21 protein-coding genes and 1 pseudogene are annotated in these 20769 nt (G+C 48.1%); all 22 read right to left on the minus strand.

From position 1 onward, the window contains the following. Positions 1-374: 374 nt before the first annotated feature. The 22 genes and pseudogenes from FBY12_RS00980 to tssI (FBY12_RS01090) all read right to left on the minus strand — a co-directional run bounded on the left by FBY12_RS00980 (position 375) and on the right by tssI (FBY12_RS01090) (position 20716). Positions 375-764 carry an immunity 22 family protein gene (locus FBY12_RS00980; RefSeq protein ID WP_145250218.1) on the minus strand — a complete coding sequence of 130 codons (390 nt, stop codon included), beginning with the start codon at positions 762-764 and terminating at the stop codon, positions 375-377. 215 nt (positions 765-979) lie between these two features. Beyond that, a complete protein-coding gene (locus tag FBY12_RS00985; protein ID WP_145250222.1) occupies positions 980-1414 on the minus strand; it encodes an SMI1/KNR4 family protein in 435 nt (144 codons plus the stop codon). Positions 1415-1916: 502 nt separating this feature from the next. Beyond that, a complete protein-coding gene (locus tag FBY12_RS00990; protein WP_145250226.1) occupies positions 1917-2201 on the minus strand; it encodes a hypothetical protein in 285 nt (94 codons plus the stop codon). Between the two features lie 166 nt (positions 2202-2367). After that, the gene (locus FBY12_RS00995; protein WP_145250229.1) at positions 2368-2703 is read right to left on the minus strand and encodes a hypothetical protein; all 336 of its coding nucleotides are present in this window, start codon (positions 2701-2703) and stop codon (positions 2368-2370) included. Between the two features lie 261 nt (positions 2704-2964). Beyond that, a complete protein-coding gene (locus tag FBY12_RS01010) occupies positions 2965-3237 on the minus strand; it encodes a hypothetical protein (RefSeq protein WP_145250232.1) in 273 nt (90 codons plus the stop codon). Positions 3238-3262: 25 nt separating this feature from the next. Then, the gene (locus FBY12_RS01015; protein WP_145250234.1) at positions 3263-3499 is read right to left on the minus strand and encodes a polymorphic toxin type 46 domain-containing protein; all 237 of its coding nucleotides are present in this window, start codon (positions 3497-3499) and stop codon (positions 3263-3265) included. Between the two features lie 272 nt (positions 3500-3771). Further along, positions 3772-4197, minus strand: coding sequence for a hypothetical protein (locus FBY12_RS01020; RefSeq protein WP_145250236.1), 426 nt, complete (start codon positions 4195-4197; stop codon positions 3772-3774). A 492-nt stretch (positions 4198-4689) separates the two neighbouring features. Next, positions 4690-5022 (minus strand): hypothetical protein, encoded by a 333-nt coding sequence (locus tag FBY12_RS01025; RefSeq protein WP_145250239.1) that lies wholly within the window; start codon positions 5020-5022, stop codon positions 4690-4692. A 232-nt stretch (positions 5023-5254) separates the two neighbouring features. Continuing rightward, positions 5255-5782: a CPCC family cysteine-rich protein gene (locus FBY12_RS01030; RefSeq protein ID WP_145250241.1), complete on the minus strand. Its 528-nt coding sequence runs from the start codon at positions 5780-5782 to the stop codon at positions 5255-5257. A gap of 62 nt (positions 5783-5844) precedes the next feature. Next, complete coding sequence (locus tag FBY12_RS27595) at positions 5845-6006, minus strand: hypothetical protein (protein WP_178111705.1); 162 nt, start codon at positions 6004-6006, stop codon at positions 5845-5847. Next, positions 6006-6743, minus strand: a complete 738-nt coding sequence (locus FBY12_RS01035) for a DUF4123 domain-containing protein (protein ID WP_145250243.1) — start codon at positions 6741-6743, stop codon at positions 6006-6008. Before FBY12_RS01035 ends, FBY12_RS27595 begins: the two co-directional genes overlap by 1 nt. A 24-nt stretch (positions 6744-6767) precedes the next feature. Further along, positions 6768-7130: a hypothetical protein gene (locus FBY12_RS01040; RefSeq protein WP_256663249.1), complete on the minus strand. Its 363-nt coding sequence runs from the start codon at positions 7128-7130 to the stop codon at positions 6768-6770. After that, entirely contained in the window at positions 7096-7506 is a 411-nt protein-coding gene (locus tag FBY12_RS01045) for a hypothetical protein (RefSeq protein ID WP_145250244.1), read from the minus strand. The genes FBY12_RS01040 and FBY12_RS01045 overlap by 35 nt, the downstream gene beginning before the upstream one ends. A 181-nt stretch (positions 7507-7687) precedes the next feature. Further along, positions 7688-8936, minus strand: a pseudogene (gene tssI, locus FBY12_RS01050) (type VI secretion system tip protein TssI/VgrG); the annotation flags it as partial. Positions 8937-9302: 366 nt separating this feature from the next. Next, positions 9303-9932 (minus strand): hypothetical protein, encoded by a 630-nt coding sequence (locus FBY12_RS01055; RefSeq protein ID WP_145252278.1) that lies wholly within the window; start codon positions 9930-9932, stop codon positions 9303-9305. A 799-nt stretch (positions 9933-10731) separates the two neighbouring features. Then, entirely contained in the window at positions 10732-11361 is a 630-nt protein-coding gene (locus FBY12_RS01060; protein WP_145252280.1) for a hypothetical protein, read from the minus strand. Between the two features lie 788 nt (positions 11362-12149). Then, entirely contained in the window at positions 12150-12881 is a 732-nt protein-coding gene (locus FBY12_RS01065) for a hypothetical protein (RefSeq protein ID WP_145250246.1), read from the minus strand. A gap of 9 nt (positions 12882-12890) precedes the next feature. Next, a complete protein-coding gene (locus FBY12_RS01070; RefSeq protein ID WP_145250249.1) occupies positions 12891-13244 on the minus strand; it encodes a hypothetical protein in 354 nt (117 codons plus the stop codon). A 432-nt stretch (positions 13245-13676) separates the two neighbouring features. Continuing rightward, positions 13677-14387 carry a hypothetical protein gene (locus FBY12_RS01075; RefSeq protein WP_145250251.1) on the minus strand — a complete coding sequence of 237 codons (711 nt, stop codon included), beginning with the start codon at positions 14385-14387 and terminating at the stop codon, positions 13677-13679. 17 nt (positions 14388-14404) lie between these two features. Further along, positions 14405-17785, minus strand: a complete 3381-nt coding sequence (locus FBY12_RS01080) for a T6SS effector BTH_I2691 family protein (protein ID WP_145250253.1) — start codon at positions 17783-17785, stop codon at positions 14405-14407. Further along, positions 17778-18665, minus strand: coding sequence for a DUF4123 domain-containing protein (locus FBY12_RS01085; protein ID WP_145250255.1), 888 nt, complete (start codon positions 18663-18665; stop codon positions 17778-17780). The genes FBY12_RS01080 and FBY12_RS01085 overlap by 8 nt, the downstream gene beginning before the upstream one ends. Further along, positions 18662-20716, minus strand: a complete 2055-nt coding sequence (gene tssI / locus FBY12_RS01090) for a type VI secretion system tip protein TssI/VgrG (protein ID WP_145250257.1) — start codon at positions 20714-20716, stop codon at positions 18662-18664. Before tssI (FBY12_RS01090) ends, FBY12_RS01085 begins: the two co-directional genes overlap by 4 nt. Positions 20717-20769: the final 53 nt, after the last annotated feature.

Below are 20769 nucleotides of genomic sequence, written 5' to 3' on the forward strand. Positions count from 1 at the left end.
CGACTGATCCGAAGAAGCGTGAGGAGAGCGGGAAGGGGACTGAGAGTGGAGAATCTACTGCTCAGGAAACTGCGAATACTCCTTGATCAGGGTTTTTGGTCATCGGCGCGCACGGTATTTAATCTTGGTCCGGGGCCGTGTGCTGCCATTCGTCACGGGGAATTGTGAGCTCAACGCAATGGTCCACGCCATCACCTGGGGCACCCGTCTGTCCACTGCCTTTGGGGCTTGGGCTGACTTTATCGGAGATGCCAGGATAGGAAGTTTCCACATACTTTTATAAGTCGGATTACTGTTCATAGGGAATTCCCAAAGACAGATTTATTTAAGAATGCAGAAATATATCTATTCCTTACGCTCTGTTCTCTGAGAGTTTAGTGTTGGTATTCAAAGCTTCCTCGGTATGTAAAGAGCTTGTTTCTGGTTTTAGTATTTTGGGGAGTGCCTGAGAAGGAGTAGTCGTATATTGCAACTATGGTGTTTATAGGCGCATCGGTCAGAGTAGTGTTTTTATTTTTCATGTCAGACGAGATGTCAAGGTCGTATGAGCACCCGTCAATTGCATCAATTAAAGAATTTGTTGGCTCGATTTTATCTGCTTCGACAGTGTCATCGTCAACAAAACCAAGTGAGAAAGCCTTGCTGAACTCAGAGCCAAGAAAGTCTCCGTCCCTAGAGTACTCTGCGCTCATCACATCTCGAAGAGTAGACGGTTCCCAATCGGTATTTACCGTCCAAATACAAACGATTTTTTTCGACCCCATTTTCGTTTCCTCAGTTCTAGTCCTGATGGTAGAGCATCGGACCCGCCTTCCAATCGCCGTCCAGTCTACATAATTTATGTATGCAAGTTTATGGAAGCCTATCGTTTCGGCGGGGCAATCTCCGAACCTTGTCTAGCTGCATTCCCATTCAGCAAGCAAAAAGGTAACGGGGCTATTTTCGTGAGTGTAGATAAAATACACCTGCCCTATTTTCTTTATTCTGCTGGCGAAAGGTACCACCTGATAAACTCAAAAAATCCACTCCATTTTGGAGGGATCAGGCCAGATACGAAGTCTTCTTGCTGAGCTAAGTCGAAGTCCCAAACGCCACCACTATTTTTGTCCAGCAAGTAACATCCCTCACCTTGCAAGGATGTGAAGCCTATGTAATTTTCTGGTAGCTCCCACATGTCGTGAATGAACTCGGTACCCATCAAGATCTGCTCTGTAGGCTCGGATACGTCACAAATGTACTCATCAGATACAGAGCTCTTAAAATTAGCAGGTAGGTAATTTATATAAATAGTACCGAACTCGCTGTCTGGAGAGACTCCTAGTTTTTCAAGGGCGCTTATAGCCAAGTCCTTGTCGGTTCTATGTATGCTGTCTGGCTGCTTTTCTATCAGGCTAACTAATTCTGGGGGTATCATTTTTTACCTCGGTGGCACGATCCCTCCAACATTGCGGAAGGGATCTGCAGAAAGGGACTGATTTATTTTCTATTCGTCGAGATGAAAATGCTGCTGTAAGAAATCTAATATATTCATGGTTTAAACACCTCGATATCCCCGCTGCGGGGTCCTTTCAAGAGAGCTTCTTGCTCCCCCCAATGATCTTCCGAATACTGCCATGACCACCTATCCCCTTCTTTTAGTGCGCCAATTTTTAACTCTCAGAATAGGTCCATCCTCTTTTGAAAAGAGGGGGCGGATTTATTTTCGAGCGTAGAAAATAAATCTGTCCCCTATTTTTGCTTTTTAAGGTCGTAAGGGGAGTCTTACAACCTAGCTCAAAAAGCGACCCCTGTTGACGTCAACGCCGAATTAACCCACATACTGACGTAAGACTGAACCACCTCCAAAGCTAAACAAACTCAGCTAAGGCAATGGTTCGCGAGGAACAGACTGGGTCAGTGATAACTTGGCAACTGGATCAATTTGCCGTCAGCACCAACAGTCTTGGGGGTCTTCCCAAAACAAAGTACCCTGATATGGTATATGGAGTCGCATCAGGCGAGAACCAAAAGAACTCTCTTACCAGCTTCGTTCCCATACGAAAATGACGATACTTCTGGAGATGCCTCATTGGGATATTTGACCAACTCCAAGTATGACTCTGGAAGAGCAGCGCCAAGTAAATTTTTTGTACTTGCGTAATCGTATCCCCGTCCACCGAAGGACCTTGTTCAACCCCTAAAGAACTCAATTCGAATTTCATGTCAGACTCGCGCGCAGTTAATAACTCTGCCCCCCTTTCCTTGGAGATGGGAACGTGCAAGTTTATGGGAGTCTATCGTTTCGGCGGGGCAATTTCCGAACCTTGTCTAGATGCATTCCCATTCAGCAAGCAAAAAATAACGGGGTTATTTTCGTGGGCTGTATTTTCATGATTTCATGAAGCTGTCGTGCTCATTATAATGTTTAATGGCTTTTAGTATTTCCTCATTTGTAGCAGACATTTTTTGCTTCAGCGCGTTGGATGTAACATCCTCCAAGAGTTCGTCGGTAAACCAAAACTCAAGATTGTTTTGAGTGATGTATTTTGGAAAAATCTCTTCGTCGTCATCGGTGATCTCCGAGTATTCATCAATCACGCAGTCGGTTTTCAGCGTCGCTTGGTCCGATGATCCTTTCCCATAAACACAATAGGTGTGTTCTTTTTTCTGAGCCTTTAAGAAATCGATCAGGTCGTTTATCTTGATATAATGAATGTGTTTCATATCAGTGCTCCAATTATTCCGTTTTTATTTTCCCTTCTCGGCCTTCTCGGCCCCCACCCCATATATCTCGTCCGCCTTTGCCAAGTTGCCTCTGCGGCTGTCGTCTATGCCGGCGAGGTTGCCATTGGCATCGTAGGCGTAGCGGCGCTGGAACAGATTGCGATCCTTCTGGCTAATACTGAGAGAAAAGGGGACAGATTTATTTTCAGAGAGAAAATAAATCTGTCCCCTCTTTGTTGACGTCTCGCTGGACTTTACTTTTTAAACGCTTAACAGCCAAGACTCGCACTGGTTTATTTTTTCATTGTCGTCCATGGCATGAGATATTTTCTTATCAATTTCTTTGAATTTATTTGGTTCGTTTTCTTGGTAGAACATCAGCCAGCCGTTTCTACCGTCGTGCTCTATCATGTATTTTTTATCGTCTTTTCCTATGTTTAACGACCAAGATGAGAAGAAGTCTGGATGTTCCGAAAACACCGTTACCGTGAAGCCGCAACGACTTGCCATGTTATATAAATCAGTTTGCTTCATTCGTAGCCTCTTAGATTTTGATAAATCACTGGGTTTTTTCAAAATTTCCTTTAGCGCTGCTAAAGACTTGAGTGCCCCCACCTGATGACGGTTGCGTCATCCCTTTTACAGACCACGTATCATCAATCGAATTGCCTGTCGATTTCAATACTGGCGTTTTTTCTGTCGTTCGATACATGCCTTGCAGTTTTAGTTCCACCGTTCCTGCTGCGCGATTATCTCTGCGAAAAGGGGACGGATTTATTTTGAGAATGGAAAACAATCTGTCTCCCTTTGTTAGTAAATGTGTACTGTTTCTCCGTCCTTACCTTTTACAGTCGGAAGGTGAGTTTACGACTCAGCTTAAAAAGGGGTACCTTTCCGTTTTTGTCTTAAGTAGTGCAACTGTAGCTTCTGAGGAACCGCAGCTTTCATTATGTAATGATGCCGCGTTCTATCGAATTATCCCGATTCGACATGCCTTTACACGAAAAAGAAACACCTTGGCCTTGACTGGAGATCGGCTCGTGCATGGGTGTGCGTTTTATAGAGGTTTTAGGTGTCTTTTTGGGCATTGTATGTTCGTAGCATTTCCTCTGAGCCATCCCAGTTTGGGGGCGTCTCCCAATTTTTATTTTTCTTTTTTCCAATTATCGCGCCAATGAATGCATTTTTTTCATCATAAAAAATGCGACCGTCCCAACTAGTACTATTAATGAAACGCATTGATAGTATTGCGTCAGGCGCGATATTTGAAAGCGAACTTATAAGCTCTTCAAATCCTAGTATTTCCGATGAGGTTGTATTTGCAATTTCTTTTTGAATGATGAGTTCTTTTTTGTACGCGTCGCTAGTTTTTATTATTATGTAAGCGTTTTTAAAAATGAAACTTTCTTTAGCTGATTTATTTAATAGTTGGGCCGATTTCGTCTCGACGTCTGCGAGATGAAAATACTGTTGTAAGAAATCTAATATATTCATGGTTTAAACGCCTCAACATCCCCGCTGCGGGGTCCTTTCAAGAGAACTTCTTGCTCCCCCCAACGATCTTCCGAATACCGCCATGACCACTTATCCCCTTCTTTTGGGTCGCCAATTGTACTTCTCAGAATAAGTCCATCCTCTTTGAAAAGAGGGGCGGATCTATTTCGAGCATAGAAAATAATTCTGTCCCCTGTTTTTGCTCGTCTCAGGTAGCCGAACGTATCGTAGTCGTAGTAGCGGTCGCCCTGCATTAGCCGCTATAGATCGTGTTCGAACTTAGCTCAATTTTCTTGAATCGCAATTACTTAGCGTCGCTGGCGTCAATGGTTTCCCTATTTCAATGACCTTCCATGGCTTTCCATTTTTGATGTCTTGACCATCCTAGAACGCGTAATTCTCAAGTGCTGCAAAATATCTGTTTCAAGAGTGAACAGGGATAGATAAAATTTCCTATATGGAAAGTCATTCTACACTTTTAATTTATTTTACTCAGAAATAAAAAAACAACCCTGTCTTGCTCTTTAGTGCTAGCTTGTTCAGGCTTATAATCTTTCCTAATACTTCAAGTTTAGTGTGTTCATAAACGCTGGTGAAAATATCTAGAGATTTGGTCAGGTCTGTGTTGCCTTGAATGCTTTCGTCTTCGTACTCATCTATAAGTTTTCCTAGCGATGAGTTGATTTTTTCAAGTACTCCAGATTGCAGTAGTTTTGCGTATTGCTCTTCTGGTAATTGCAGTTCTTCAAGATCACCAAGCAAACAGTCATCTAGATCTAGGCGCTTCATTGCTTCGGAGCGCAACGGGACGGAGATTGTTTTCATCTTATGGCTCTTTATGGAAATCCATTAATCCATTGTGTTCGCTTTCTGTTCTTCCTGCCTGCCTTCCATGAGTCGATTTTTGCTACGTTGAATGCTTTGTAAATCTAGGTAATTTCTTTCCTCTGGGAAAAAGAGCCTCATACACTCTAAGATAATTTCCGTTTGTGTCTTCAATTAAACTTTTTCCAAGACTAGACATAGTATAAAAATAACACTCAATTTTCGGTTGTTATCAGATAGCCCATTTATCTAAAGGCAATGTGCTCATGCTCTTGGCAAATATCGCTTTCGCTTCCCCGAGTGTCATATGATTTGGGCCGCTGTACTGCTCAGGATCAACTACTCCACTATCTTCCCATCTGCATAGATCACAAATTTCATAGTTTGCCCTTGACGATAGCGTTCGGTAGCCGCAGCAGGGGCAAGTCTCCAATGGTTCGATAAACCCAACGACCTCATGTTCGCCAAGTCCAATTTTTTTCATGGAGGTAGATAAATATGAGTTTGTCACGCCTTTGTACTCTGAGTACAAAGCAATCAAAAGCAACTCGTCATATAAAGGATTCTGCACATCGCTCGGAGGTTCGTCGTTTGAGACAAGTAGTTCTTGCATCTCTTTTGAAAGTAAGGAAAATTCTTCATCGCTATCATCAATTCCCCACCAGTTCAATAACAGTGATTCGCGCGTATTATTGTCAAGGGACGCTAAAGCTTGTTTGCTCAGTATATGAGTTGCATCGGATCGAGAGATTTTCCGCATGTTAAAGACCTTTAGCTAAATCAATCGCTGACTTAAACGGATCGGCGCTTCTTCCGTCATCTTTATAAAAGGTTCTGATTCTCGAGACTTAAGGCTGGCTTGTCAAAGAACTGAGGGCGTTTATCTACCCACTGAGCGAAATTGCTTTCGGTCATTTCACGATAAAGTTTCAGACTGTCCTTGAATGTGGTCAGTTGGTCATCAACAAAAGCAACGCGATCCATCAGCCTCGCTCCAGAATCAGGTGGTTTAACAGTGCTTCATTAAGGTTTTTTGGAGCATCGACCCGGCGCACGAAGCGTGCAATTTTCAGCTTCAGGTTGCTCTCGGGATAAGCGGCATAGATGTCTGGACGTTCCTCTCCCAGCCATTGCATCAGGTTGCCAATCAGGGTCGATGGGTTCTGCTTGGCGAGCCCATCCAGCAATCCTGTCGGCACCTGCCACCACGGCCAGTCTTTCGCCGGCGGCACCACCCTCGGCCCAATCTCAAGGCTTTGGCCGTTAATCAAATACCGATCAAACACCGGTAACTCTTGTCCGGCCGCTTCACCTAATTCTTCAAGAATCGGATAAATATGCCGTCCATCCCAAAACCGGAAGAACACCTCAGTCCCGTCCGGCATCTTCACTTGGGTCATACTCCGCAAATGCTCAAACACCACCTCCGGTTCGCTGCGGGACACTGCCAGCCAGCCCCAGTCCTGGGCATCGGTTTCGGCGATCCACGGCAAGAAGTTCGAGTTGGATCTGATTTCGGTGAGGTAGGGCATCACCGGTTGCCACGCTGCATAGGGCGTGCCGCCCCAAATGGGGGTGACTTGGGTGGTGGGTTCTACTTGATACAGCGTCTTGATCGCTTCGGCATCACTGGCGACGCTGAGGACCAGATAAAGCCGTTCTCCCTCTCGCAACGGGGTTGTAGATAACCAGACCTGTGGGGAAATGTTTTCAGATGTCACAACAGCCGTCCTTGATGAGTGAATCTAAAAACTCATGTCCGCTTTAATATTTTCTTCGTAAGTCGAGAGCAGTTTCTCAACGTTTTCGTTTCCAGAATACTTTTCTTTCAACTGTTTCAGCTTTAGATCGGTACCCTTGCAGTATCTATTTATATTGCTGATGACACGGTTGAGATTTTCAGGGTCAGTGGGGTCAGGCTCAGGGATATCTCCACGCAAAGAGTCGCAAGTATCTCTGCCTTTTATGTAGCTGGAGACATCAACCGGCACTTTGCTATCGCTTTCCGCTGCGCAAGAAATCAAGGGGAGGGCTAACGCAAAAAGTAAGCAATAAGGTGGGATATTTTGCATTTTAATGCCCATCATTCGACCAGTGAGGTTTGTCACTACTTCCCCCTAAAAATTTAATCACGCCATAAGAAGCTCCAACGGTATGCAGCTCACTGTTCATGCCGGTTTTGGGAGCCGAGCTTATACTGACTGCGGTGCCTGAGGCATTGTTAATCGCTAACGTCCCTGTCCAGCTAATGTTCATATCAATGGCAAGCTTTAGAGTGTGCCGGGAGTTAAGCGCCGGGGCGACATTGAGTCCACTGATGCCGTAGCTATTCACCATAGCCCTTGCCCCTTGCACTGAAGCTTGCTGGTCAAATGCGCCAGACGCGGAAACGTGTGCCCACTTGATTTTTATAACATCACCGGGATAGCTGGGAACTTGCCTCGGGTCGAAGCCTGTTTTTACGATTTTCCAAGACCAGTGCATCAGATAGGCTCTTTCTGGAGGACGGAATGTCGCAGAAATATGGACAGATCCTCCGCCAGCTTTTACGGCATCCAGAAACTTGGATACAGCTTCGCGAAATGGGGACGCAAGCGTCGTGACACTAGCGCTGCCAAGGAATCTACCCACCCATTGAGCTCCACTCGGCTCTTCCGCTGAAACACTAACAGCTACAGGCGTCTGATCCGCAGTCGGAGTGAGTGTCGCTTGTAGTGTCGCCATAATAGGGGGCCTCAATGGTGGCTTTTTCGGGTTTGTTGGATGAGACTTTTTGGGTCTGTCCTTTACTGTCGGTGACGCCATTAACAATAAGTCCAGATTCAAGCGTTATTTGATAAGAAGTATTTGGCTTGGGTTGGCCTGTTGTATCGTCATTCACGACGAACACTAAATCGTGGGTGGTTTTGCCTGTATTTGGGATGGCTTTTTCGATATCGCACAAACCTGCCTTGCATTTCTCACACTCTTCACAGAACGGCGCATTGCGCTTCAACGTATTGATTTGCGCTGGTGTCAGTACCGCCCCCGCCTTATCCGCATCGGCTTTTTTCAGCACTCCGGGCATCAGCGGGGCGGCGCCTGTGCCGTTGCCGGGACTACCCCCGGAGTTCATGTTGATCACCGGCCCGCTCAGCGTTACACCGCTGCCATCAATCTTGACGAAGCTACCCCCACCAATCAGGGTCAACTCGCTGCCGGCTTCGAGCACGACTTTCATGCCGCTGCTCAGGTGAATCTCCTGACCAGCATCGATGAATTGCCCAGTACCCACCTTCACGTGCTGATTCACACCTACAGTAAGGTGATCATTCGCCCGCGCCTCGACCTTGCGATCCGCATAAACCGTGTGATGCTCTTCAGCCTTGAATTCCGTGTAGCTGTTCTGCTCAACCGTATCGTGCCGCTCATTGCCGCCAGCAGCTGGTTTTGTCGTCGGCCTGGCCTTCGCGGTCCCAGTGGAACTGGACTTTGACACGGCCGTACTGGTCGCAGTGGATCTCTTCACCTTTTGGCCCAGTGACCACGGCGCTTTGGCTGCCGAGGATTCGCGGTTTCGGGTGGTTCAGCGGCGGGCGGTTCGGCACGTCCCACGGGGTGGCCTGGAAGCGGTTGCGATAACCCTGGTGGAAGTCATCTTTGAGCGTGGTGGTGTCGCTGGTGACTGACTCTTCCAGCACTTGTGGCTGTTTGCCTTCGTGGAAGATTTCGGTGAGCAGCCACAAGTCGTTCCATTTGGCTTTCGGGTGTTCGGTCAGGGCCAGGAAGTGGCCGCTGACGAGCAACGGTTGAGCGCTTTTGCCTTCGGCGAGCTGGAAGTCGCTGCGGTGGCGTTCGAGGGCGCGTTTGGCCAGGTGTTTGCCGCGCTCGCGGTCGATGAAGCGACCGGGATAGTCGTAGTCTTCGAGGTCGGGCAGGGCGTCGCCACGTTGGTTTCAGATTTCGGTAACCCGAATTAAGAAGAATAAATCTGTCCAATTTCTTTATCTGCTGGCTGCTCGTGTGGCAAAAACGCCTCCTCCGCCAACACGTCTGGCGCTACTCCCGCAAGACATACACCGTGTCGCAGGACAGCACCCGCTTGCCGTTTCGCTACCTCAAACACACGTCAAAACTGATTCGAAACCTTGGTAACTCCGACATTGCACTGCAACATAAATAAGTCATTAGTTTGGAACTTGCAGTAGAACAAAGGGGCGGATTTATTTTGGAGTGTATAAAAATAAATCTTTCCCTTTTGAGTTTGCTTGTGAGTTTGAGCTTCTTGGAGCTTTTAACGTTCAACCGCGATGAACATCATCAAAGTCGTCGGCTTTCGGCGTCGCCTGAATGCCTTTAGCTTCCTGCGCGCGGTAGTAAGCTTCGATGTTCAAAGATGGATCAATGCGAGCCTTGATGATGCATGGCTGTTTTTGCCAAGGATATTGCTGCAATTGTTGTGTCAGCTGCTTGAGGCCTGTTGCCAGCCAACCCTTTTCCGACTGGTCGCGCCAGCGTCGCGGGTTACGGCCTATTTTGGCGTCGTAGGCGACAGTTTCTGGGTCGAGGTGACGACTTTGTTCCAGTACCGGCAGGTCCGGCAACGGTTGCGTGACATCCATATAACGTTGCAGGCAATCCCAGAAGGCCAGTGCATTCACCTGGTCGAGGCCCAAGGCGTGGACCTTGGTGGCCAAACAAATCTTGTTGTCGGTATAGCGGTGGTGCAGCCACAGGGCATAGTCATGGGAACCATAACCACTGGGCAGCAATTGCAGCACGGGGTCGAACTCTTCAAAAGGCGCAACGAAGAGTCGGCGGAAACGCCGCTTGAAGCGAAGCATGCCGTCGATGCGGTTGAACTCGCTGCCATCATAGGTGCCGATTTTGCTGTGGAGCCATAGCAGGCCATCAAAACCGATGCCCCCCAAGAAGTAGAGGAAGGCGCCGATCCATAGGGAGATCTGTATTCCATCATTCCCCCAAAGAGAACCTTTCTGCCAATACACGATACCCGCACAAATGAAAAAACCTATGATGTGCATGTGGTGGACTATTTTTTTTCCCCTCATGTAAAGCATTAGTGAGCCAACTATGAGGGTGGCGGAAATCAAAAGAAAGAATAGTAATGCTAAGTCTTGCAAGTATTTAGCTGCATCATGGCCTGGAATAAATGATCCCAATATCCCTGCCCACGCTATCCAGCCAAATGGAAAGCTAATCAATTTTAAAATGAAAAGTAAGTGCGGGATTTTGCTTGAGTTTTGAAAGCGCCAGCGTCTGGCATCGCAATACACGTCTTCCTTTTTTCCTAGCTCCTGCTGTCGTTGATAAACCGACTGCTCTTCACCTTGAAGCTGGGTCGTAACCTCCATCGCTGGTTCCAAATTGCTGTAGTGACCCAAGGCGAGATGGGTGTCAAAGGTCCCTGAGCGATTGGCATCTTCCTTCCATTTTGGAGGAGGCAGCGGGGCTCGGCTGTTGCTGCGGTAAGCACTGCCAGCATACGGGTTATCCATTTGAACAGTCATACAGAGAACTCAGTGGCTTTGATTTGCAATAGGCTGGGCAGATATCCCGCTGCAAGCTCTCAGAAGGCCAACGGCAGTTGGCTGAGAAAACTGCGAGACGGATTTTTGAGCTTGCGCAAAAGAGGCGGATTTATTCTTGCGCGATTTCCCGCTAGGAGACTGCTTAGGAAATAAAACTGTCCCCTTTAAGCTTTTACGCTCAACCGCGATGAACATCATCAAAGTCGTCGGCTTTCGGCGTCGCCTGAATGCCTTTAGCTTCCTGCGCGCGGTAGTAAGCTTCGATGCTCAAAGATGGATCAATGCGAGCCTTGATGATGCAGGGCTGTTTTTGCCAAGGATATTGCTGCAATTGTTGTGTCAGCTGCTTGAGGCCTATTGCCAGCCAACCCTTTTCCGATTGGTCGCGCCAGCGTCTCGGGTTACGGCATGTTTTGGCGTCGTAGATGGAAGTTACCGGGTCCAGGTGGCGACTTTGTTCCAGTACTGGCAGGTCCGGCAACGGTTGCGTGACATCCATATAACGTTGCAGGCAATCCCAGAAGGCCAGTGCATTCACCTGGTCGAGGCCCAAGGCGTGGACCTTGGTGGCCAGACAAATCTTGTTGTCGGTATAGCGGTGGTGCAGCCACAGGGCATAGTCATGGGAACCATAACCGCTGGGCAACAATTGCAGCACTGGATCGAACTCTTCAAAAGGCGCAACGAAGAGTCGGCGGAAACGGCGTTTGAAGCGAAGCATGCCGTCTATGCGGTTGAATTCGCTGCCGTCGTGGGTGGTGATTTTGCTGTGGAGCCAAATAAGGCAATCAATGCCGATAGCACCCATGAAGTAAAGGAACGAACCGGTCCAGAGGGCAATCTGGATTTCATCGCTACCCAATAGTGAACCTTTCTGGGAGTAGACAATGACGGAAAAAATGCATAAACCAATAATTTGGATGTGATGAACGACTTTTTTCCCGTTCATGTAAAGAGCAAGTGAAGTAACCATCAGTGCGACGACCAGAACTGAAGAAAGTAAAACGAGAAATGCATTAACATCTTTGCGTCCGGTTTCAGGGATGAAATTAATTATAATTCCCGCTCCCCAAGGAACCCATATGAAGAAGAAGCACATGAGTTTTAAAACTGAAAACAAGTGGGGGATTTTACTTGAGTTTTGAAAGCGCCAGCGTCTGGCATCGCAATATGCCTCTTCCTTTTTTCCTAGCTTCTGCTGTCGCTGGTAAATGGTCCGTTCCTCACCTTGTAGCTGGGTATTAATTTCCATCGCCGGTTCAAGATTTGCGTAATGACCAAAGGCGAGGTGGGTCTCAAAGTTCCCTGAGCGATTGGCATCTTCCGCCCATTTTGGAGGAGGCAGCGGGGCACGGCTGTTGCTGCGGTAGGCGCTGGCAGCGTACGAATTATCTATTTGAAAAGTCATACAGAGAACTTAGTGTTTTGATGTGCCAATCCCGTTCGGCTGCCGGGCGTGGATGAAGTCATGGCTGATTTTGGGGCAGAATAATTCTAATTCGGACTGTCGCCGATGGATGGCCAATTCCAGCAATACGCAGAAAAGGAGCGGATTTATTTTCGCTCCTGTCCCCGATTATCACTCGAAGCGATTGACTAGTTTTTGTCGCGCCCCTCCTCGAAATCGGTAGAAGCTGGAGCAAATTTTTTTGCAATAGCCACGAACTTGTCAATATCTGCTCTAGGCAGATGTATCGGTATGTAAAGATAGTTGTCTTCAATACGCATATCTGGGTTGTAACGGCGTTGAACGGCAACTAATCTGCGTTTCCTGTCGATAAGTACCAGATTTGGGCGATCCCAATTGAATCTCAGATTTTTTGTTGGGTTTTTCCAGTTTAAAAGGTGTATCGCACTGACAATGGAGATTCCTGCTGGACCTGCTAGGAACCATGCCGCTGATGGGTTGTAGGCGATAAAAATAAATATTGCAATAATGAACGTTCCGGCTAGCCATTTAAATATGGTCCCGGCAAGCTCAGGGAAGTGGATCTTATACTTGACATCTAGTTCTTTGTCGGTGATAACATAGTGGTAGATGTTTTTTTGTCGTATGACTAATGTCCAAAAGTACAAAGTCATGCATAGGCAAATAATTCCAAAGTGAGCACTTAAAAAAGTTGAGCGTTGTTGCAAAGGTAGGTCCAAGTAAAATATTTCATATATTCCATTTAGTAGCGCAGTCAGTCCAATCAAAGTCAATACAATCATGCCTGTATCCATGATTGAAGTGTTGTGAGGCAAAGCTTTTATAGTCCAGGACATCTGGACTTCGCCTATAATTGGATCATCTTCGATCGCACATTCACTCGGTGTTGAATTGTTCATTTTCTTTCCTTAAAGCGGAATCGGTACCACAGCACCCTGCATTCGGCCGCCAAGGGTTTGCACTTGCAAAGTGCTTTTGACTGATGCGCTTATACGTGTATCTTTGTGATCATTGATTCCTTCATTAGATAGCTCTAATTGATACCTATATCCTCTGTCTCCCTCACCAGAAGCCAGAACCTCTATTGGATACCAAATTTGCAATTCCAGGTTCTGAGCCTTTTCGGATAATGGCACCCAGGTTTGTAGTGTTAAGCTTGTATCTTTTTCTGATATGTTAGGTGAGGGGTATAAAGAGTGCGTAGGTTTGGTTCTAGGTGTTAATCCAAGGGTGTTGGATTTTTTGAAGTCGGAGTTGCTCATAAATGCGTCCTTCAATTCACCTTCAGTTTTTTCCATAGGCAGTATATATAGCGGTCGATGGCTCCCTACAAGGTTTGTATGTAATAGTCTGCCGTGCAGTGCTGGTGGTAGTTGGATCTGTATCCATGCCCCGTCCCTCACGTCTGTTTTTTGCGTCATACCTATGCGCGGCACATATTTTGTTATGGACTGATAAGTCGGTTTGACAAAAACTGAGGAGCTGAGTTGGATTTCAAGAAACGATCTGGTTTCTTCGGTTTGCCCTTCTAATGTGGATGGAAAGCTCTCTTCTGGATCTCGTGACCAAGAAGAAAATAAATCTGTCCCGTTTGCCTTCGTTTACCTTGCGCCTGATTCATTTGACGCGATTTCCTGCCAAAGAATGCTAAGAAAACTAGACATGTCCTCTATAGTCTCCCTTTAGTCTTCTGTTTACCATTTCATCTCGGCTTCTGAAAATATCGCGCCTGCTGGTAGTAGTGAGCGCAGGGTGTCTAGATATTTATCAAATAGTTCGTTGGGCAGTTTAGCCTCGAACCCAACCATAAATTCAGTCTCTTGCGCTAAGATGATTTTTCGTTTTCTGTCTACTGTTACAAATTTATAACTACTCCATTCGGCTGATGTCTCGATCTGCGGTGTGTTAGTCCACTGTATAAAAAATCTCGCCGCGACCACCGCCATGCCTGTTGGTCCGGCAAGCAATAAAATTAAAGATTGTTCAAATACAGCTAGGCCAATAATAAAAACAAGAAATAATATAGAGATGCTTTTAAATAATGTCCCAGCTGCCTTTGGGAAGTGGAGTTTCGACTCCACGACGCCAAATGAGTCTGTGATGGTGTAGCGGTAAATTGTTTTTTGTCGAACCACTAGTGTCCATAAGTAGATAGACATTAATGTCATTACGGTGCCGAAGCGAAGACTTAGAAATACAGACTGCTCATTTTCAAGCAAGTGTAAAAAATAGTTTTCATAAACGCCATTCGCAATCGCAATTAATCCAGTCAGCGTCATTATGGACATGCCAATATCCATGCACAAAGTATCGCTAGGTAAGGCTTTTATTGTCCATTCCATTAGTGTTTTTTGATTTTTTTTATCAACGGACTCATGGAGGGTTACATTGTCATCAGTTTTCATTGTTTTTGCGGCTTACGTCATTCGTGAATAGGAAGTACGGCTGCATTTTCACGGCCACCAAGTTGTTGCACCACTAAACTACTTTTGTCCAATGCGCTAATTCGAGTATCTTTTTGATCTTTCACGCCTTCTTCTGAAAGCTCTAACTGATAGCGGTAACCTCTGTCGCCCTCGCCAGTCGCTAGGGTTTCGGTAGGGTACCAGATTTGCACTTCAATGTTCTGAGCTTCCTTGGTAAGAGGAACCCAAGTCTGCCATATAAGAGGCTCATCTTCGGTTGGTAAAGAAGGCGCAGCATTATGGCGAATGTTAGGTTTTTGACGTGTGCTCGGTGTTATTCCGAATGAGCCGGCTTGGACAATTTCTCCATTATTCAAGAGCGGTGACTCTAATTCGTCATTTAATTTCGCCACTGGGAGTATATAAAAAGGTCTATGGCTGGAAACTAAATTCATTCTAACAAGAGATCCTCTTAGTTGTGCGGGGAAATATATCTGTATCCAGGCGCCGTCTTGAAGGTAATATTCCGTTTGCCCAATGGATGGACTATACTGATATGCTTTGATAAACGTAGGCTTTACAAATAAAGATGGGCTCATTTGAATTTCTAATAAAGACCTGTTTTCTTCATTTTTATCATTTATTTTTTCACTGGGTGTTTTGCTCCAGGTAGATTTGTACAGCCAATTTCCAATTGCATCTCGTTTTAGATAATTTAGTGTAACAGTTGCTAATAGGTACACAATCCCAGCGATTAACGCAGCCGCGGCAAACCACGGATTCATGGCGAGTGCTATTAATTTCGCGCTTCCCAGCAAGCCAGAGATACCTGCAATTAACTGGAATAGGCCGATCACAGCCATAGATGCAACTGCCACCTGTTTTACCACAAGCGTCGCTCGCTCATCGCTATTTGTCGTACCTTCCAGATCGTCTTGTATATCCCAATATTCAAAGCCTGTCGCTAGCAACGAAAATGCACCAAGTCCAATAAGACGTCCGCTGAAACCTCGAATTATTTTTCCCCAGCCTTGCCTCTGCGAAGTGGGGCTTTCCCAAAATGATGCTGTATGATCAGTTATTTTTATCGTTTTTGATCCAGCGACAATTTGTAAGCCTTTCATTGTTGTCCATTTAGTTTCAATAAGCACTGCCATTATTGCGTTGGCAGTATACCCAGCGCTAGAAAATACTTTAGCTTGGTCTTTTCTATTAAAATCGCCATCTTTGGTTATGTTATTATAAGTTACTACTGTGTTAAATAAATTTATAATCGCTACGCCCCATGTAATGGCGGATGCGTCAATGCCATATTTTCCGCTCCAAGTTTTTGCGCGTTGTTGCCACTGGTTCGCTGCGAGACCACCTTTTTTCAAGGTGCTGGTTATTTCGTCTCTAAGAATTTGCGTGTACTTATTAGTTTGGTAATCCAGTGAGCTTGGCAGTTCTTGAATGACGAGTTGAACGTCATTTTGAAGTTTGAGTATCGTACGACCTAAGGAGCGTCTGTCATAGCCCGACTGTGGGAGGTGCCAAGCTTTCAGATTTCGGTCGAGGTTCGTTTTTGTAAGAAGATAGTGACGCTTCCACTCTATAAATCGTTGACTTCCAGACTTGTCAAATTCGAGTCGCCCCTTGTGTTCTATCAGCAGATGCCCGACCCATATATTTCTAAGGAGTGCAGGCAAGTTCTGTTGTTTGCTACGAGCAAGTCTGCTGTCAATTGGCAGAAGAGCTAGGAGTGTTTGCTCGAAAACAACTTTTCCTGCGCCTTTGGCTAGATTTTTCATTGCGTCTAACGTGAGTCTAGCCGGCTCGGTCAATGCCTTCACCCACGGTTTATCTGCGATTACGTCGTGAGTGATAAAACCGTTAAGTTCACCGAGCCGACTAACGAGCGCCGTCGTGTCGCTGGTATTTTGGACTAGATCGTTAGCTTTTTTTGTGAGAATTAACTGAATTTCTTGTGAGAATCCGAATCGACTAAGCCCAAGCAGTGTGCTTGCTTTAATATCCTGCTCGGTAAGCCAACTTGATGTAAGGTGATCTTGTCCAAGTGATTTTAGAATCTCTGCGGTGATGGCCTGAAGATAAAGTAAAGAGGCGGAATTTGTGGTGTCGACAAACAGGCGTAGAGGCTCGGATCCAATATATAACGCTAGCTCAGTAAGGTCTTTTTGAGTTTCTTTTACATTTTTTAGTAAATTTTCACCCTGGCTTTTGTTAATTGAAACGTAACTTCGTGCTCCTTCAAGATCAACTTGCCTACGCCATTTAGTTCGGGATTCCCACGCCTCCCGCAATGCTGATGGGGGCGCGCTGCCATATTTTGCTTTTAGTTCCGCAACCATTGTTTCTGAAGGTAAATTCGGCGGCATGATAATGCTATCAGTGCCGTTGGCTAATTGCTCTTCGACTTTCAGTTGCTCAAAATAGGCCTCAACCTCGCTGGCGTATTGCCTTGTTTTCACTTCATTGTTCACCACAGACGCCGGAAGTGACATTTTATCGTTACCCGTTCCACACAAGCTTTCCACTATTTCTGCAATGCTGATTTTATGTAGATGCTCATCCTGCCATTCAATATAGGCGGCTTGGTCAGCCATCAGCTGAATATTGAGTTCTTCCAGCATTGCCAAAGAGTCATCAAGTGCTATGACTAATGCACTGGTTGGATCAGGCACACTGCCAGTCCATACAACATCAGCAGCCAATGGTGTGACGTCATCCTTGCTGCAAAACTTACTCTCTGGAGGATGTGCCGAATCCGCAAAGCGTTTGTCTTTTGTTACGGCGCCTTTGTCGATATCTGCGACAGCATCCGCCAGTTGCGAAAGCGGTAGCACGTGGGGGCTTTTCATCGTGAGGCAATATTCTTTGAGGTCCAGCGTCTGCATCCAGGCTTTACGGTTGCCGCCGTTGGATCGCATATACTCACAAATACGCCATGTCCACTGTAGGGTTGAATAAGCGATGCGAATTGTATTTTTTCGAGGGTAGAGCAGATGTGTCTTGGCTGGGCCCGAGCCAGCGCGCACGTCTTTACCCGTTAATCCGCCGTCCCACTTGATACGGGTCAGCATCGCGGTGTCAGCGTTGTACTCGTATTCATGAAGGGTTTTTTCTGTTTCATCGAATACGTAAACGTAGCCATTGCGAAGTTGCCGCAACGTATAACTCCGCGTCTTCAACGCAGGCATCGCCGCCCACTTGCCAGTCTTCAGCAGTGGTTTGAGCTTTTTCGGATTTTCGTCGTAGCGAGAGCGATCCAATGCGTAGCGCATCGGGATGATCGCGATATCGGGGCCGTTGAGGGGGCAGCCGCCGGTGGCTTTGGCCGGGGTCGTCGGGAAGCAGGCGTTGCGTTGTTGTTGAGGGGTTCCGTTCTTGTCAGCCATTTGCAGTGTCCTTTGCTTCCAGCGTTTGCTGGCGATAGTCATCCAATGCTTCGATGCGTAATTCAGGTGCCAGGCGTCCCTGTTCGGGGGCCAGCCTCAACCAATCTTGATAGGGACTGTCGAGGCGGGTGGCGAAGTCTCTACCCCAGTCAACGCAGGTTTCCGCCCATGTTACCAGTCCTCTCTCGCTGACCAGCCCCCAAGCGCTACCGCTGTCCAGTACCTGGTTCAGCCAGCGCTCGGTTTGATCGTTGTCGAGCAATGAAAAGGTTTGCGGGTCGCGGGTATTTAGCCAAGCGTACAGACGCTCTTTGAACTGCCATCGGTAGGCAAGTTCAAGGGCGCTGATTTGATTTTCTCCGAGGATGGCGAAGTTTTTGTCGCGAACGTCTGTTGAGTGTGGACGTATGAACGAGCTAACAGGTGTATCGCCACTGGATTGCCAGGTGTGGACAGGTGTATTGACCCAGATGGTATCGACGGGGCTCAGCACTTGGCTAAGCTGTTCTGGCCCATAACTGGTTAACCAGTGATACATGACAAGCGGATCTGCAAACCTTAGCAGCCCTGTGTTTCCATGAAAGTCGGGCGGGCAAATGAAGTGACGAAGGTGATCTGCCACCGTGCTGAGGGAGGCACGGCTGAACAAGGGGCAGGAATCGGCTTGGGTCAGGTGGTTTTGCTGCCACTCGCTGAGTAGGGGTGTGTTGCTTGGCAGCTTGACCAATATCGGCCCCAAATCATGCAACTCCTTCCATCGCGTCCCAATGTACAGCGGCTCTATCTCCAGCGGCTCACCACGTTGGTACAGCTGGACAATCGCATCGGGTCGCAGCACGCCGTCAATCAACAAAAAATTGGCTTGGGTAACATTGGTCACTTGGCGTTTTCCTTAGCGGCTCGCTCTTTGGCTGCACGCTCGCAGATTTCACAGCGTGGTGTGCCGCGCATCAACGCCTGCCGCTGCGCCGGCACCAACAACTCCCCAGCCTTATCCGCATCCGCCTGCTTCAACGGCCCCGGCAACAACGGCGCAGCCCCAGTCCCATTCCCCGGACTGCCACCAGAGTTCATGTTGATCACCGGCCCGCTCAGCGTTACACCGCTGCCATCAATCTTGATGAAGCTACCACCACCCTTGAGGGTCAACTCGCTGCCGGCTTCGAGCACGACTTTCATGCCGCTGCTTAGGTGAATCTCCTGACCAGCATCGATGAACTGGCCGGTGCCGACCTTGATGTGTTGGTTAACGCCGACAGTGAGGTGATCATTCGCCCGCGCCTCAACCTTGCGATCCGCATAAACCGTGTGATGCTCTTCAGCCTTGAATTCCGTGTAGCTGTTCTGCTCAACCGTATCGTGCCGTTCATTGCCGACGCGAATCTTCTGGTCGTGCTCGACGTTCTCATCCCAGTCGCGTTGAGCATGCAGAAAGATCTGTTCCTGACCCTTCTTATCCTCGATGCGCAGTTCGTTGTAGCCGCCGCCACCCATGGAGCTCAGGGTTTTGAAGGTGCTGCGGGTTTTGTTCGCCGGCAGGGGATAGGGGACGAGGTTTTCCTTGTGGTACAGGCAGCCGCTGATCAGCGGTTGATCGGGGTCGCCTTCGAGGAAGGTGACGAGCACTTCCATGCCGATGCGCGGGATGGCGATGCCGCCGTAGTGGGCGCCGGCCCAGGCGGAGGAGACGCGCAGCCAGCAGCTGGTTTTGTCGTCGGCCTGGCCTTCGCGGTCCCAGTGGAACTGGACTTTGACGCGGCCGTACTGGTCGCAGTGGATCTCTTCACCTTTCGGTCCGGTGACCACGGCGCTTTGGCTGCCAAGGATGCGCGGTTTCGGGTGGTTCAGCGGCGGGCGGTTCGGCACGTCCCACGGGGTGGCCTGGAAGCGGTTGCGATAACCCTGATGGAAGTCATCTTTGAGCGTGGTGGTGTCGCTGGTGACTGACTCTTCCAGCACTTGTGGCTGTTTGCCTTCGTGGAAGATTTCGGTGAGCAGCCACAAGTCGTTCCATTTGGCTTTCGGGTGTTCGGTCAGGGCCAGGAAGTGGCCGCTGACGAGCAACGGTTGATCGCTTTTGCCTTCGGCGAGCTGGAAGTCGCTGCGGTGGCGTTCGAGGGCGCGTTTGGACAGGTGTTTGCCGCGCTCGCGGTCGATGAAGCGACCGGGATAGTCGTAGTCTTCGAGGTCGGGCAGGGCGTCGCCACGATTTTCTGCTTCGAGGGTCAGGCGTGGTTTTTCGAAGTCATAGTCGCGGCGAGTGGTGCGACTGGTGCGGGTTTCCAGGCGCAGGTCGAAGCGCTTGATCACCGGGTCGTTGGCGACCATGCCGGAGTCTTGCAGGTAGGCCACTGGCGCAAGTTTCGGGAAGACTGTCTGGTCATCGCCGAACACCAATTTGTGCGCGGTGGTGCTGTGCTCAAAGTGGTAGTGGATACCTTCTTCCTCGCACAGGCGCTGGACGAATTGCAGGTCCGACTCATCGTATTGAACGCAGTAGATGCGTTCCGGATAAGTCGCGCCGAGGGTGAACTCGTAGGCGTTGCCCTTCAGGCCATGCTCTTCGAGGACCGTGGCGATGATTTTTGCCACGGTCATGTTCTGGAAGATGCGCTGGTTGATGCGGTGCGCCAGGTAGGACAGTTGCGGGCGCAGGGTCACCGCGTAGCGGGTCAGGCGTTTGCCGGAATCACCCTGGGCGGCGCGATAGATCTGGCCGTGGATACCGCTGCCATCGGGCGATAGCTGCAGGAATGCAGGTTTGTGCAGCAGGGTTTCGAGGTCCAGGGACGGCTGTTCACTGACCAGATCCACCTCAAACACAAACGGCTGGCTGATGGCTTCCCGGCCTTGCAGGGCAAGAACCTGCAGATCGTTGGAAAGACCTTCGATAGTCAGGGCAAAGTGAGTCTGATTGGCCGGCGCGAACATCCCTTGTTCCTTGTGCAGTGCTTACTGCGCTCGTCGACACCCGGAAACCGGGT

Origin of the sequence: Pseudomonas sp. SJZ131, assembly GCF_007828705.1 — a bacterium.
In the GTDB taxonomy this organism is placed as follows: domain Bacteria; phylum Pseudomonadota; class Gammaproteobacteria; order Pseudomonadales; family Pseudomonadaceae; genus Aquipseudomonas; species Aquipseudomonas prosekii.